Annotated in this window: 11 protein-coding genes; 3 read left to right on the forward strand and 8 right to left on the reverse strand. The window is 65.6% G+C overall.

Annotated features, from left to right (window positions below; all coding sequences use genetic code 11):
- Positions 1 to 113 precede the first annotated feature (113 nt).
- From J2R78_RS09990 to J2R78_RS10000, 3 genes are all read right to left on the reverse strand, one after another.
- The gene (locus J2R78_RS09990) at positions 114 to 962 is read right to left on the reverse strand and encodes an FRG domain-containing protein (protein WP_253604114.1); all 849 of its coding nucleotides are present in this window, start codon (positions 960 to 962) and stop codon (positions 114 to 116) included.
- Positions 963 to 1,194: 232 nt separating this feature from the next.
- Positions 1,195 to 2,001, reverse strand: a complete 807-nt coding sequence (locus tag J2R78_RS09995) for a lytic transglycosylase domain-containing protein (RefSeq protein ID WP_076827939.1) — start codon at positions 1,999 to 2,001, stop codon at positions 1,195 to 1,197.
- Positions 2,002 to 2,169: 168 nt separating this feature from the next.
- Positions 2,170 to 2,580 (reverse strand): ester cyclase, encoded by a 411-nt coding sequence (locus tag J2R78_RS10000; protein WP_253604116.1) that lies wholly within the window; start codon positions 2,578 to 2,580, stop codon positions 2,170 to 2,172.
- Positions 2,581 to 3,034: 454 nt separating this feature from the next.
- Between J2R78_RS10000 and J2R78_RS10005 the strand changes: the two genes are divergently transcribed.
- A complete protein-coding gene (locus J2R78_RS10005) occupies positions 3,035 to 5,851 on the forward strand; it encodes a CHAT domain-containing protein (protein WP_253604118.1) in 2,817 nt (938 codons plus the stop codon).
- A 170-nt stretch (positions 5,852 to 6,021) separates the two neighbouring features.
- The gene (locus J2R78_RS10010; protein WP_026192271.1) at positions 6,022 to 6,258 is read left to right on the forward strand and encodes a hypothetical protein; all 237 of its coding nucleotides are present in this window, start codon (positions 6,022 to 6,024) and stop codon (positions 6,256 to 6,258) included.
- A gap of 159 nt (positions 6,259 to 6,417) precedes the next feature.
- On the opposite strand, the gene rpoD is transcribed toward J2R78_RS10010, so the two are convergent.
- On the reverse strand, positions 6,418 to 8,547 hold the full coding sequence (gene rpoD / locus J2R78_RS10015) for an RNA polymerase sigma factor RpoD (protein ID WP_253604119.1): 2,130 nt from the start codon (positions 8,545 to 8,547) through the stop codon (positions 6,418 to 6,420).
- A 366-nt stretch (positions 8,548 to 8,913) separates the two neighbouring features.
- Positions 8,914 to 10,923: a DNA primase gene (gene dnaG / locus J2R78_RS10020; protein ID WP_253604121.1), complete on the reverse strand. Its 2,010-nt coding sequence runs from the start codon at positions 10,921 to 10,923 to the stop codon at positions 8,914 to 8,916.
- 210 nt (positions 10,924 to 11,133) lie between these two features.
- Between dnaG and J2R78_RS10025 the strand changes: the two genes are divergently transcribed.
- Entirely contained in the window at positions 11,134 to 11,688 is a 555-nt protein-coding gene (locus J2R78_RS10025; RefSeq protein WP_253604122.1) for a chlorite dismutase family protein, read from the forward strand.
- A gap of 155 nt (positions 11,689 to 11,843) precedes the next feature.
- Here J2R78_RS10025 and J2R78_RS10030 read toward each other — a convergent pair whose 3' ends face one another.
- From J2R78_RS10030 to J2R78_RS10040, 3 genes are all read right to left on the reverse strand, one after another.
- Positions 11,844 to 12,242 carry a gamma-glutamylcyclotransferase gene (locus tag J2R78_RS10030; RefSeq protein WP_253609793.1) on the reverse strand — a complete coding sequence of 133 codons (399 nt, stop codon included), beginning with the start codon at positions 12,240 to 12,242 and terminating at the stop codon, positions 11,844 to 11,846.
- Between the two features lie 109 nt (positions 12,243 to 12,351).
- A complete protein-coding gene (locus J2R78_RS10035) occupies positions 12,352 to 13,164 on the reverse strand; it encodes a transglutaminase family protein (protein WP_253604124.1) in 813 nt (270 codons plus the stop codon).
- Positions 13,165 to 13,166: 2 nt separating this feature from the next.
- A complete protein-coding gene (locus J2R78_RS10040; protein WP_168855223.1) occupies positions 13,167 to 14,066 on the reverse strand; it encodes a transglutaminase family protein in 900 nt (299 codons plus the stop codon).
- Positions 14,067 to 14,170 lie beyond the last annotated feature (104 nt).

The following is a 14,170-nucleotide window of genomic DNA, read 5'->3' on the forward strand; positions in this document are numbered from 1 at the left end:
ACATTTGTGGTTATGGGTCCCGGGTCAAGCCCGGGACGACACCGGGGATGTTGCACGGCCCGCGGGTCATACCATGCCTGCGAGTCACGCCTGCGCGTCATCGCGACACGAGATTACCCGCCCAGCTGCTTCCTCACCCCGAGCGCCAGCCGGAACAGCGGATCGCTCCGCTCCGATGGATAGAGCGCGCTCTTCGCGACCTGCGGGAAATTGTCGTTCTTCCAGAACGACGCCGGCGCGAACGAGAATTTGGCGACCAGCCGCCGGCCGAAATCCATCTCGTAGGGAAAGTAGTTTTCCTTCTGCTCGGTGCCGGACATCTCCGGATACTCGCCGAGCAGATAGCCCTCCTGGATGTGCGGCCGCACCGCCGACGGCGGGCAGACGCTGGCGAGGCGCACGATCTGCAGGCCGGCCTCGGCGCTCGCGGTGATCGCGCCGCTCAGATTCGGCACGCCGAGCACATAGAGGAAGGCGGTGCCGGTCTCCGCCAGCGAGGCAAAGGAGGCGGCGATCCGAATCGAATGGGTGACGTCGAGCAGCGGCGTGGTGCAGACCTCGTAATGCTGCAGGATCGACCAGCGCAGGATGCGATGCCGCTTCAACCGCTCGAGCCCGAGCAGCTTTTCGCTGGCGTATTCGGCGATCAGAATCCGCTCGGCGCGTTGCAGCGCATCGAACCGCCCGACCAGCGTCGCCTGATCGGGATTGCCGCGGCCGCCGCGAAACAGCGTCGGCTTCAGCGACGAGTTGCGCTTGATGTTCCTGTAGTCGGCGCCCTGGCCGCGAAACAGCAGCACATGATCGCGGTTGAGGAATTGCAGCTCGGCGATCTTGGTGGCGAGCTCGAGATAGGAGCCGACGCGATGGCCCGGCCCCTCCCGCACCGCCGAGTTCTTCGCGACCTGGCATCCGCGGCGGTCGAAGAACGACCAGATTTTTTGGCTGCCGATGGTTTCCATGGAGACACCAGAATTCTCAACCGTCATTCCGGGGGAGCCCGCAGGGCTAAACCCGGAATCCATTTTTCCATGCGTGATGCGGCCCGATGGAAACAATCGTCATTGCGAGGAGCTCGGCGACAAATTGCGAAGCAATTTTGCGCTGAAGCGACGAAGCAATCCATCGTCCCGCATTTGCCGAAAGATGGATTGCTTCGCTCCGCTCGCAATGACGGACAAGGCCGCCGCGCCTTCACCGCCCCACGAGCTGATCGGCAAAATACCCGATGGTCTTGCGATAGATCACCGCCCTGTTCCACTCGCGCATCGCCTCGAAATTCGCGGTGCCCTCGCCGTAGGGCGCGCCCATCTTGAAGCCGCTGGTGTGCAGGAGGTTCGCGGTCGAGGCCAGCACGTCGGCGACCGAGTGGCGCAGGTCGACATGGCCGTCGCCGTCGAAATCGACGCCATACTTGATGTAGGACGACGGCAAGAATTGCGTCTGGCCGATCTCGCCGGCATAGGCGCCGATCATGTCGTTGAGACGGAGATCGCCGCGCTGCACGATCTTGAGCGCGGCGAGCAGCTCGCCCTGGAACAGGTCGGTGCGGCGGCAATCATGCGCCAGCGTCGCGAGCACGCGGAACACCGGCAGCTTGCCCATGTCGCCCTTGCCGAAATCGGTCTCGAGCCCCCAGATCGCGACCAGGATCTGGCGCGGCACGCCATACTGCTGCTCGATCTTCGAAAGCAGCGCGGCGTGCCGCTGCAGCATCGCGCGGCCGCCATTGATGCGCCCGGGCCCGACCCGGGTTGCGACATACTGCTCGAAGGTCTTGTTGAAGGTGTAGCGCTGCCGGCGGTCGAAGGCGAGCACCCCGCCATCCTGCTGCACGCCGCCGAGCGCCGCGGAGATCACGTCCTGCTGGATGCCGGCGCTCGCCGCCTCCTGCGAGAACGACTGGACGAAGGTCGGAAAACTGCCGCCGCAGCGCGCGGCGTAGGAGGGGGTGGCAAGCAGCAAGGCGCCGAACACAACCGCCAAACGACACCTGAGCATGCAAAAAATCCCCCTGCTTCGATTGGCCGATCATGCCATGGAGCAAACGAGGCAGTCAAAGCGTCGGCACGACACTCCATCCTCGGCGGGCAGCTACGCGCCTCCATCCATGTTCGCACGGTGAATGACCACGGCGCATCCATCAACCGATCGGCACGTAGCCGAAGCTCAATCCCTGAGCTGGCGCTCCAGCCCCACAAAATCGATCTCGGCCCAGCGCTCGGAAATCCTGCCGTCCCGAATCCGCCAGAACGTCATGCCGCGGAATTCGACGTGGCGGCCGGTCGGCGCGATGCCGCGCCATGGGCTGCGGTGCCGGCCGCGCCAGACGAAGCGGCCGGCGACGATGTCGCGCTCGGCCACCAGGCATTCCGCCACCGCCGACAGGTCGGCGAAGGTCTCGTGCATCGCGGCCGAATGCGCGATCACGTCCTCGGCGCTCAGCCGCTTGCCCACCGCATGGTCGAAGAAGTCGGGCGCCAACTGCGCGCGGATCGCCTCGGGATCGTGGCGGTTGGTCACGGCGTCGTAATGCGCGAGCACGAGCGCCTTGTTGGCGTCGATTGTGGCGTTGGACATCGGCGATCGATTCTCGAAGGAAAGGTTGTAGAAAGAGAGAGATGCGCCTCATACGCGAATCGGACGGGATGGCGCAAGTGACGATGGTCAGAAAAAGCTCAGCTTTCGGCCGTCGTTCGTTTGCGCGCTGCGCGGCTCCGCCGCCAGCCACGGCGGGCCGGCCGGCCTACCGGCGGTAACATCATCCGTTGGCTTGACTGCCGGTGGCAGCAAGCGGCGGTCGGCGGCGAGCGACGCACCGCACGGCAGCATTTGAGGACGCGAAGCATGAACGCCGAAGCCGCCGGCCGCGACCAAGAAGCACGGGCCGGGCAAGCCGCTTCCGCCACGCGGCCGGCCGCGCTGTCTTGTTCATGCAACGCCGCGCCGCTAAAGCCAGGCACGCCGGCTGCAACGCCGCCGTCATTTGGGGATGCCATCCGATGACGCGTTTGGGGATGAGGGTGTGCTGCCGATGACGATCGCCTTGGGCTTCCCCTTGGGTTTCGCACGCGCGCGCAGGGCTGCCGCATCGATCGGTGTCGTGCTCGCGCTCGGCGCTGTTTTGAGCGCAGCGATCGACACCGCCGCCGCGCAGAACCTCCCCGCCAAGCGTGCGCCGGCGCAAGGTGGCGGCAGCACGCAGGCGATCGCCGCGCAGCTGAAGAACGCCATCGCGCTGACACGCAGCGGCAAGTTCGACGCCGGCTATGCACAGCTGCTTGCAGCACTGGATGCCGCAGACAAGCTCGACGACGCCCAGTTCGTCATGGAGCAGTATTTCGACGCGACCGCGACGCTGCGCGCGGTCAAGCGCGACGATCTCGCCGAAAAACTGTTCGTGCGCGCGTTCCAGAGCAAGGCGGCGGCGCAACGGCCGCCCGGCAATGCCGACGTGCTGCTGATGTACGCGATCCTGCTGTCCGACCACGCCAGGATCGCCGAAGCCGTTCCGCTCTACATGAAGGCGATCGCGGCGTTCAACGCCTATTGGGGCGAAGGCTCCGAGGAATCGCTGATCGCAAACGACAAGCTCGCGGTCGCGCTGTCCGCCAACGGCTCGGCGGCGTCGGCGACCAATTTGGGCCGGCACAATTTCGAGCGCGCGGAGAAGGCGCTCGGGCCCGACCACCGCACCACCTGGAAGCTCGCCAACAATTATGCCGACATGCTGCGCGAGATCGGCGCGCCGGCGAAGGCGCTCGAGCTCGATCTGTTCGCGATCGAGAAGCGCGCCAGACATTATGGCGAGAACCATCTCAACACGCTGGTGACGGTCAACAACGCCGGCCAGGATTTCCTCAATCTCGGCCGCTTCGACGACGCCCGCCGCTATTTCCGCCGCCACCGCGCGATCGCGGCCGCGATGGCGCCGAAGGATCCGAGCTTTGCCGGACAGGCCGACGCCTGGCTGTTCTACACCGACATGCTCGCCGCCGGCGATGCCGCGATCGCGCCGGCCGATCTGGCGCGGCTGGAGGCGATCGTCGCCAATGAGGCGAATTTTGCGGATTTCCTGCGCATCAAATCCGCGGTGCTGGCTGCCGGCCAACGCGAGCAGCGCGGCGAGCGGGACAAGGGGATGCGGCTGCGCGAGACCGCGCTGGCGATCTCGAGCCGCGCCTTCACCGCGCAGCATCCGATCAGCTTCGAGATCAAGCTCGGCATCGCGACCGCCCTGATCGCTGATGATCCGAGCCGCGCGGTGCAGGCCTTCGCCGCGCTTGACCGCCAGATGTTCGACTGGATGAAGCGCGAGGTCGGCACATCGGGCGATCGCGCCGTCGCCGAAGCGATCCGCGCCCATGCCGACCATCTCTTGTTCGCGTTCGGCCGCTTCGCCACCGGCGCCGGCTCCGCCGTGGCGCAGCCGGCCTTTGCCGCCGCCGTGCTGCGCTGGAAGACGCTCGGCGGCGCCGACGCCACGGCGCTGCGCCAGCTCGAGACGGAGGTCGCCGGCAAGGACGAGGAGACCGCGACGCTGCTGCGGACGGCGCTCCGGCTCAACGGCGAGAAACAGGAGCTGTTCTCGTCGGGCAATATCGACGACTGGGCGAGGTCGGTGTGGGGGCGGCAGGACGCCGCCGAGAAGGCGCTGCAGAAGCGGCTCGATGCGATCGGTGCGAAGCTGCCGCAAGACCCGATCCGTCCGTCACAGCTGCTCGCGGCGCAGGAAGCCGTCGTGAACTATTTCATCACCCGGCAATGGAAGGCGGATCGCCAGGCGAATGCGCCGCTGGCGGCGACCGTGCTCTACGCGATCGTCGAGACCGCAACGAGCGAGGCGCGCGTGGTCGATCTCGGCGATCCCGGCCGGATGGTCGACACCGGCGTGCGCACCGAGATCGCGCGGCTGCGCGCGACGCGGGCCGCTGCGTCGGATCCGGACACGCACGCGCCCGACGTCAAGGGCCGCTTCCAGAACCTCCGGGCGCGGCTGTTCGCGCCGCTGGAGCCGCTGCTGAAGGACAAGACCACGCTCTATGTCGTGCCTGACGGCTTCCTGTTCGCCGTGCCGTTCGCGCTGCTGCCTGGCAGTGGCGGCGGCCTGCTGGAGGACAAGTTCACGATCCGGATGCTGACCAGCCCCGATGCGCTGATCGCGATCCATGCGCGCGAGACGCTCGATCAGCGGGGCGCGATGCTGCTCGCCGGCGGCATCGAATATGGCGAGCCGGGGCCGATGCCGCTGCCCGCGACCCGGACCGAGATCGAGGCGATCGCCAAACTCGCCCGCACCCGCGGCGCGCCGGTCGAGATGCTGACCGGACGCGGCGTCAGCGAAGGCACGCTGCGCGCGGCGATCGGCAAGGCGCGCATCGCGCATCTGGCGACGCACGGCTTCTATCGCGACGGCACGGCGTCGGGCCTCGACACGCTGTGGCAGAGCGGCATCGTGCTGTCGGGCGCCGGCGACAGCCGATTTCCGCTGCGCGACGAGAACGACGGCTATCTCTATGCCTTCGAATTGATGGATTGGGACCTGTCCGGGCTCGACCTCCTGGTGCTGTCGGCCTGCGAAACCGGTCGCGGCGACGAGAGCTTCGTCAGCGGCCTGCGCGGCCTGCCGACCGCGCTCGGCATCGCCGGTGCGCGCCGCGCGCTGCTGACGCTGTGGCCGGTCGCCGACGATGGCACCGCGAGTTTTACCGTGCGGTTCTACGAGCACCTCGCGGAGGGGCTGACCTATTCCGATGCGCTGCGCCAGACGAGGCGCGATGCGCGCGACGGCAAGGTCGCGGGCGCGGGCGACGCCAGCGTGTGGGCGGCGTTCGTGCTGTTCGAGGGCTGAGCCGTATATGTCGTTGACGTGACCGGACGGGCACCGCGAGCGCATGCCGGGCCGAACTGCGCCCGACGTTGCGCAAGGGCGGCACGCAACTCGATCGCGCAGGGCAGACCGGCGCGCGGACGCAGGCGATTTGCTTTGACAGCGGCGCCCCGATCGAGGACAAGCCGCGCATGCCGAAAAAACCCGGGACCAATCCCAAAGGCGAATTCGCCTTCTTCAACGTCTTCTATGAAGACGGCTCGCAGCGCTCCAACCGCCGCGTGCCGTCGGAGCTCATTGGCGGGCTCGACGGCGACGAGCCGGTGCGCGCCTTCCTGCGCGAGCAGGACCGCGAGATCGCCGAAAAGGGCGGCCGCCCGCCGCTCGAGATCAAGTCCATCGAGCGCGTCGGCGCGAAGAAGAAGTAGCGGCGTCCACACAACTCTATCCACGTCATTGCGAGCGCAGCGAAGCAATCTCCTCGCAATGACGTCGGAGACGGATCAAAATGAATACGGCGGGCCCAGGCCCGCCGTTGTTGTCTCGATGGATTGCCGGGTCGAGCCCGGCAATGGCAATCGGAAATATTAGTTGTCCAGGAAGCTCCGCAGCTTCCGCGACCGCGACGGGTGCTTCAGCTTGCGCAGCGCCTTGGCTTCGATCTGGCGGATGCGCTCGCGGGTGACCGAGAACTGCTGGCCGACTTCTTCCAGCGTGTGGTCGGTGTTCATGCCGATGCCGAAGCGCATGCGCAGCACGCGCTCCTCGCGCGGGGTGAGCGAGGCCAGCACGCGCGTCGTGGTCTCGCGCAGGTTGGACTGGATCGCGGCGTCGATCGGCAGGATCGCGTTCTTGTCCTCGATGAAATCGCCGAGATGCGAATCCTCTTCATCGCCCACAGGCGTTTCGAGCGACAGCGGCTCCTTGGCGATCTTGAGGACCTTGCGCACCTTCTCGAGCGGCATGCCGAGCTTCTCGGCGAGCTCTTCCGGGGTCGGCTCGCGGCCGATCTCGTTCAGCATCTGGCGCGAGGTGCGGACGATCTTGTTGATCGTCTCGATCATGTGCACGGGGATGCGGATGGTGCGGGCCTGGTCGGCGATCGAACGGGTGATCGCCTGCCGGATCCACCAGGTGGCGTAGGTCGAGAACTTGTAGCCGCGGCGATATTCGAACTTATCGACCGCCTTCATCAGGCCGATATTGCCTTCCTGGATCAGGTCGAGGAACTGCAGGCCGCGGTTGGTGTACTTCTTGGCGATCGAGATCACGAGCCGGAGGTTGGCTTCCACCATCTCCTTCTTGGCCTGACGGGCCTCGCGCTCGCCCTTCTGCACGCCGTGCACGATCTTGCGGAATTCGCCGATCTCGAGCCCGGTGAGCGCCGCCAGCGACTGGATCTCGTGGCGCAGGTCCTTGATGCGGTCCTTCTCGTGATGGACGAAGTTCTTCCAGCCCTTGGCCGACAGCTTGGAGACGCGGTTGAGCCAGCGCGGGTCGAGCTCGGAGCCCTGGTAGTTGCGCAGGAAGTCCTCGCGCGCGACGCCGTGGCTGTCGCCGAGGCGCAGCAGGCGGCCCTCGAACGAGACCAGCTTCTTGTTGATGTCGTAGAGCTGCTCGACCAGCGAATCGATGCGGGCCTGGTTGAGGCGCAGCGACTTCACCTCGACGATGATCTCGTCCTTCAGCTTCTTGTACTTGCGCTCCTGCGAGGGCGACAGCGACTCGCTCTGCAGCTGGTTGGCGATGTCCTGCTCCTGCAGGCGGCGCAGCTTCTTGTACTCGGATGCGATCTTGTCGAAGGTCTCGACCACCTTCGGCTTCAGCTCGGCCTCGATGGCGGCGAGCGACATCTGGTTCTCGAACTCGTCGTCGTCCATGTCGCCTTCGGCGGCGGCCTCGGCGGGATCCTTCTCCTCGGTGGCGGCTTCGCCACCGGCGGGCGCGGCGCGGAACGGGGTCGGCGACGGCGGCGCTGCCGGCGGCGCGACATGGGCCGGCGCACCGGCCTGCGCGTCGCCGCCATTGCCCTCAGCGGCACCCTCGGCGCCGTTGTTGCCGATCAGGTTCGGATTGATGCCGCCCTTGGACTCGGGGCCGGCGTAGGTGGCTTCGAGATCGATGATGTCGCGGAGGAAGATCTTTCCTTCGTTGAGCTCATCGCGCCAGATGATGATGGCCTGGAAGGTCAGCGGGCTTTCGCAGAGGCCCGCGATCATCGCCTCGCGGCCGGCCTCGATGCGTTTTGCAATCGCGATTTCGCCTTCGCGCGAGAGCAGCTCGACGGTGCCCATCTCGCGCAGATACATGCGCACGGGATCGTCGGTGCGCTCGCCGGGCTCCGACTTCTTGACCTCGGTGACGGCCTTCTGCGTGACCTCGACGAGCTCGTTATCGGTCTCGTCGTCGCCGTCGTCCTTCTCGTCCTCGCCTTCGCTGTCGTCGGCCTCGGTGACGTTGATGCCCATGTCTGACAGCATCGACATGATGTCTTCGATCTGTTCGGGCGACGTCGTATCAGAGGGCAGCACTTCGTTGAGCTGATCGAAGGTCACGAAGCCGCGCTTCTTGGCCTGCTTGATCATCTTCTTCACCGCGGCATCCGACAGGTCGAGCAACGGCGACGGCGCGTCAGCGGCATCCTTCTCAGGAGCATCCGCTGCCTTGTCGTCTTTTTCCTTGTCCTTAACCTGCAGCGTCTTTGCCTTGGTGGCCATTCACTAAGCTCCCGAAACGCGGTCATGCAAAATGGCGCCACGCACGCGCATCCGCACGAAATCTAGATTTACTCTCTCGACGCACAAAGGGCGGCGCAATATCTCGCCACCCCTGTCATCCGTCTCGACGGTTTCCAATCTGCAATAGCCCGTCGCGTCGTCCGTAAAAGTGGATACCGGTTTTACGATCGGAAGACGCGACAGATTTATATCTGACGCATTTTCTGACGGCGAACCGGGAACCACTTCGCCTGAAAATGCTACGGTAGCTATTAAGTTTCGCTTAACCCTGTTTTTGCAGCCAAACCATGGATTTGGCGAGTCTTTTTGCGGGTGCGGCCAGCGCCGTCCGCAGCATTTTTGTTATCAGACATTACGCTGGAACCGGCCCGATAATTCGCCGAACCCTTCAATCAGGGCTTCGGTCCCGTCGGCTTCTGCCATCCGGGCCTGGATATCCTGCAACCATGCCAGATTGGCCTCGCTGGAGTCTTCAGCCAAAGCCGCTTCCGCATCTTTTCTTTCCCTAAGTAAGGCGTGGGTTTTCTGATGCAAGGCAACGAGTTGACGCCAGGTTGATAAAACATCCTCGCGCGCCGCGCCGATCTGCGCGCCCCACACCGCCTGGGTTGTGATCGCCCGCTCAACCCTTTGAAGAATCGGGGATAATCCGCCCGCTTCGAGGTCGGCCCGCATCTTCTCGGCCTGCTCCTCGGCGTCCGGGGAATGGTGATGGTCGTGGGCAAAGGCGGCGATGATGGCGGCCCTGAGCTTGTGGGCCTCGGGATGGGCGAGCTCCAGCGCCGCCACCTCCTCGAGATGGTCGTGCAGCAGCCAGGGGTGGTTGATCAGGGATTGCAGGATAAGGGCCTCGCGGCGGGAGATCGCGCTGCGCTGGCCGCGCATGATCGGACTGTTGGCCAATTGGGGGCTGGCGGCCTGGTAGGGACCCCGTGAAATCCCGGGGGTGGCACCGAACCGGCCGCCCTGCCGGCCGTTTTGGGCAGGTCCCCGGGGGGCAAACTGGCGGGGTGATTCGCCGCCGCGGCCGCCGCCGAAATTGCCCCTTCCGTAGCCGCCGCGGCCATAACCGCCGCGGCCGCCCTCGGGCGCAAAATTGCGCTGCAGCCGCTCCTGCAGGTCCTGCCGGTAATAGCGGCGCACCACCTCGTCGCGGATGCCATTGGTGAGCTCGCCGATCCGCGCCTCCAGCGCGGCGCGGCGCTCGGGCGTATCGAAATTGCCGCCCTCGATCTCGCGCGACCAGATCATTTCGGCGAGCGGACGCGCGGCCGAGATCACGTCCTCGATCGCGCCGCGGCCGCCGGAGCGGGCGAGATCGTCGGGGTCCTGCCCTTCCGGCAGCAGCGCAATCCGCAGGCTCTTGCCCGGCTTGAGCTGCGGCAATGCAAGGTCGGCAGCACGATAAGCCGCCTTCTGGCCGGCGCGGTCGCCGTCGAAGCAGAGGATCGGCTCGTCGACCATCTTCCAAAGCAGGCCGAGCTGGTTCTCGGTCAGCGCGGTGCCGAGCGGCGCGACGGCGCCGGGAAAGCCCGACGTGACCATGGCGATGACGTCGACATAGCCCTCGACGACGATCAGCTGTGCGCCGTCATGCGCGGCCTGCCGCGCGGTGAACAGATTGTAGAGATTGTCGCCCTTGTGAAACAGCGTGGTTTCCGGCGAGTTCAGGTACTTTGCCGGAACGTCCTTCTCCAGCGCACGCCCGCCGAAGGCGATGACGCGGCCGCGGGCATCCGTGATCGGGAACATGACGCGGTCGCGGAAGCGATCGAACGGCACCGGCTTGTCCTCGCCGGACACCAGAAGCCCGGCCTCCACCATGTCGTCGGTGGAGATACCTAGTGCGCCGAGATGCTCCTTCAGCGCGAAGCGATCCGGCGGCGCATAGCCCATCCGGAACTGGAGCTGGGTCGCCGGCGAGATGGCGCGGTCGGCAAGATAGCCGCGCGCCTTGGCGCCGCCCCGCGAAGCCAGCGTGTCGGCGAAGAACTTGGTCGCCAGTTCCATCACGTCGTGCAGGGTGCGGCGGTGCTGCTCGTGTCGCGCGGCATCGGGCGTCACCGCCGGCAGCGGGACACCCGCCATCGCGGCGAGACGCTCCACCGCCTCGGGGAAAGTCACGCCCTCCGTCTTCATCAGGAAGTCGAAGATGTTGCCGTTCAGCCCGGACGAGAAGTCGAACCAGGCCTGCTTCTGGTCGTTGACGAAGAACGACGGCGTCTTCTCCTGCTGGAACGGCGACAGCCCCTTCCACTCCCGGCCGGCCTTCTTGAGCTTGACGCGCCTGCCCACGACTTCCGAGACCGGAAGCCGGGCGCGCAGCTCATCGAGGAATTCGGGCGTGAAACGCATCAGTCAGGATTTTGGGCTCGGGCGGCGAATCGCGGACAACCGGTTAGCCATATAGCGGCACGGCCCGCCATGCCGAACAATGTGGGGCTTTTCCGGGCTATTCACAGGTCTGGCCCGTCACGGCTCCGTCGAGCGGGCTACCCCCAAATCCACGGTGGAGAGCCTGTGCGGCAAGCTTGCCCCCTCCCCGCTTCCGGGATTGGATAGGCCATGTTCACGACATTCAGAGGCGGACAGAGCGGCGGCTGGCAGGTCACGTCCATCACGCGGGTGAAGGGCGAGACGCTGCCGAAGGTCGCGGCGTTGTCGATCGTTGCGAGCGAATCGATCGCCCTGCCGCTGCTGCCGGCGCAGACCTCCTGGCGGCTCGCCGGCGTCGCCAGCCATCTGCGCTACACCGAGAAGGAGGAGCGCGAGAAGCTCTTGGCCGTGCAGGCCGGGCTCGGCCGCAGCGAGGCAACGCACGCGGCGCTGATCCCGATCCGGAAATCCGCGGCGTGGTGGGAGCTCACGCAGGAGGAGCGCCGCAAGATCTTCGAGGACAAGTCGCACCACATCGAAGGCACCCTGAAATTCCTCCCCGCAATCGCCCGCCAGCTGTTTCATTCGCGCGACCTCGGCATGCCCTTCGACTTCCTGACCTGGTTCGAATTCGCCCCCGACCACGTCACCTTGTTCGACGAACTGGTCGGCATGCTGCGCGCGACCGAGGAATGGACCTATGTCGAGCGCGAGGTCGACATCCGCGTGGTGCGGGAGGATTGACTTCTCTTTCGTCGTGGCCGGCACAGCCGTCAGAAGGACGGCGTCGCTTCCGCTCGCCTATGACCCGGCAATCCATCAAAAGAATGACTCTTGCGAAGTGAGATGGATGCCCGGGTCAAGCCCGGGCATGACGAAACATGCGGTACGTCCGGGCGCTAATGCTCGAGGAATTTTCCTGACGCGATCCGCGGCAGCTCGGTGACCGGCCAGTTGTAGAGATAGGTCCACGCCTCGCGCACGCTGCCGTCGGCGAGCGTGACGGCAAGCATCTCGCGGACATATTCGGTCGGCGGCGGAAAGCCTTCGCCGCAGGCTTCGTACATGTCGAATTCACGCAGCATGGCCTCACGCTCCCGCAAGCGGAACAGCTCACCATGCACGATGTCGGCCGGATCGTCCGACACCGCGAAGCCCGGATAATGCTTCACCAGATAGAGCCGGCCGCGGCACTGCGCCGGCCCGAGGAATTCGGCATTGCCCGCGAGCAGCTTCGCCATCGGATGGTCGAAGCCGCGCATCAGCGTGCCGTAGACGAAAAGAAGATCGGGGGTCATGGGTTCAGTTGTCATTCCGGGATGGTCCGAAGGACCAGACCCGGAATCTCGAGATTCCGGGTCTGATGCTAACGCACCATCCCGGAATGACAGAAAATCCCGGGGGACGCTAGGCCGCCGCCACCTCATCGGTCACGACGACGAACTTCGTCAGCGTCATGCGGCCGAAGCTCGTGGTGAGGGCGACGTCGGCGGCGTCGCGGCCGGTCGCCATCAGGATGCGGCCGATCCGCGGCGTGTTGTGGCGGGCATCGAAGGTGTACCACTGGCCGGACAGATAGACCTCGAACCAGCCGGAGAAATCCATCGGCGCCGGGTCCGGCGGCACGCCGATGTCGCCGAGATAGCCGGTGCAGTAGCGCGCCGGAATGCCCATGCAGCGGCAGAAGGTGAGCGCCAGATGCGCGAAGTCGCGGCAGACGCCGGCGCGGCTTTCATAGACGTCGTGCGCCGACTTCATGTGATGGGCGTGCTGATAGCCGAACGTCACGTGGTGGTGCACGAAATCGGTGATCGCCTGCACCCGCGCCCAGCCCTGCGGTGTGTTGCCGAACAGCGACCAGGCGACATCGGTCAGCTTGTCGGTCTCGCAATAGCGGCTCGGCATCAAATAGAGCAGCATATCGCCGGGCAATTGATCGACCGGCAGCTGCTGTCCAGCCGGATTGACGATGTCAGGCAGCCCGGGATCGCGCACCAGCGCGCTGCCGCGGAAGGTGACGCCACCGCTGGGCGCCACCAGACGCCCGCAGACATTGCCAAAGCCGTCGCGATAGAGGCCGATCGGCACGTCCGGCTCGGTCGAAAGGCGCTCGGTGCCGACGATGTCGGCGTAGCGCGACGGATGGATCGACAGCATGATCACCATCGGGGTCGGCTGCGCCGCCGTGTAGGTGATCTCGAAGCCGACCTTGATCTGCATCGTCAGGCCGTCTCCTGCTCCGCGTTCTCGCCGACCGAGACCACCTTGATGTCGACATCCATGCCGAGAAAGGCGTCCGCCGCGCCGAGATAGACGCCGTGCAGCGGGATCGCCTGGCGCGGGTCGCGCGCCACCGCGACGCGGATCAGATCGCGCGTGCCGACGATGCCGTTGGTCGGATCGAACTCGATCCAGCCCGCGCTCGGCAGATAGACCTGCACCCAGGCATGGGTCGAGCCGCCGCCGACATAGCCGTGCGCGCTGCCGGGCGGCATGGCGAGATAGCCGGAGACGAAGCGCGCGGCGACGCCGAGCCGGCGCAGCGCCTCGATCATGAACAGCGCATAGTCGCGGCAGGTGCCGGACTGCGTGCGCAGCGTGTCGAGCGGATGCTGGGTGCCCTGCTCGTAGCGCTTGCGATAGCTGAACGCCTCGCGGATGCCGTGGGTCATGCCGCTGAGGATCTTGAAAGTCGGCGTCGGCGCCTCGACATCGAGGAAGCGCCGCGCCCAGGCCGACAGCTCGCCGTTCGGGTCGCCATATTGCGGCGTGATGAACTGCTGCAGGTCGGGGAATTCCTCATCGTCGTAGAGGAACGGATAGAAATAGGCGGGATCGTCCGGCGTCAGCGCAAACGTATCGGCCGGATTGTGCTCCACCGTCGCGGTCGAGACGAAGGACAGCATGTCGGCGCGCTCGTCGAAGGCGGCGATCGCCATGCTGTTGCCGAACACGTCGTGGATCCAGCGCAGCGACATCGGCTGTGGATCGATCACAAGTGCGCTGTCGAGCACGCGCAGATCATGGCCGTCACGGGGCCGCAGCATGATGCGGTGTTCGCCGAACGCCACCGGGCGCGCGTAGCGATAAACGGTCTTGTGATGAATAGTCAGCAGCGGCATCTTCAAACAATCATCGTGATTTCGGGCTGCATAATCTATAGAGAAAGCTGCCCGATTCCAGATCAGCATGCCGCCTGAATAGGCAAAGTTGAGGAAAAAAGCCC

The organism is Bradyrhizobium sp. USDA 4538 (assembly GCF_024171045.1).
GTDB lineage: Bacteria > Pseudomonadota > Alphaproteobacteria > Rhizobiales > Xanthobacteraceae > Bradyrhizobium > Bradyrhizobium australafricanum.

Excerpts from the sequence above, each read along its gene's own strand:
- J2R78_RS09990 (WP_253604114.1), bottom strand. The coding sequence starts at position 962 with ATGGAAACCATCGGCAGCCAAAAAATCTGGTCGTTCTTCGACCGCCGC.
- rpoD (WP_253604119.1), bottom strand. The coding sequence starts at position 8,547 with ATGGCCACCAAGGCAAAGACGCTGCAGGTTAAGGACAAGGAAAAAGAC.
- J2R78_RS10040 (WP_168855223.1), bottom strand. The coding sequence starts at position 14,066 with ATGCCGCTGCTGACTATTCATCACAAGACCGTTTATCGCTACGCGCGC.
- J2R78_RS09995 (WP_076827939.1), bottom strand. The coding sequence starts at position 2,001 with ATGCTCAGGTGTCGTTTGGCGGTTGTGTTCGGCGCCTTGCTGCTTGCC.
- J2R78_RS10035 (WP_253604124.1), bottom strand. The coding sequence starts at position 13,164 with ATGCAGATCAAGGTCGGCTTCGAGATCACCTACACGGCGGCGCAGCCG.
- J2R78_RS10030 (WP_253609793.1), bottom strand. The coding sequence starts at position 12,242 with ATGACCCCCGATCTTCTTTTCGTCTACGGCACGCTGATGCGCGGCTTC.
- J2R78_RS10025 (WP_253604122.1), top strand. The coding sequence starts at position 11,134 with ATGTTCACGACATTCAGAGGCGGACAGAGCGGCGGCTGGCAGGTCACG.
- J2R78_RS10010 (WP_026192271.1), top strand. The coding sequence starts at position 6,022 with ATGCCGAAAAAACCCGGGACCAATCCCAAAGGCGAATTCGCCTTCTTC.
- J2R78_RS10000 (WP_253604116.1), bottom strand. The coding sequence starts at position 2,580 with ATGTCCAACGCCACAATCGACGCCAACAAGGCGCTCGTGCTCGCGCAT.
- dnaG (WP_253604121.1), bottom strand. The coding sequence starts at position 10,923 with ATGCGTTTCACGCCCGAATTCCTCGATGAGCTGCGCGCCCGGCTTCCG.
- J2R78_RS10005 (WP_253604118.1), top strand. The coding sequence starts at position 3,035 with ATGACGATCGCCTTGGGCTTCCCCTTGGGTTTCGCACGCGCGCGCAGG.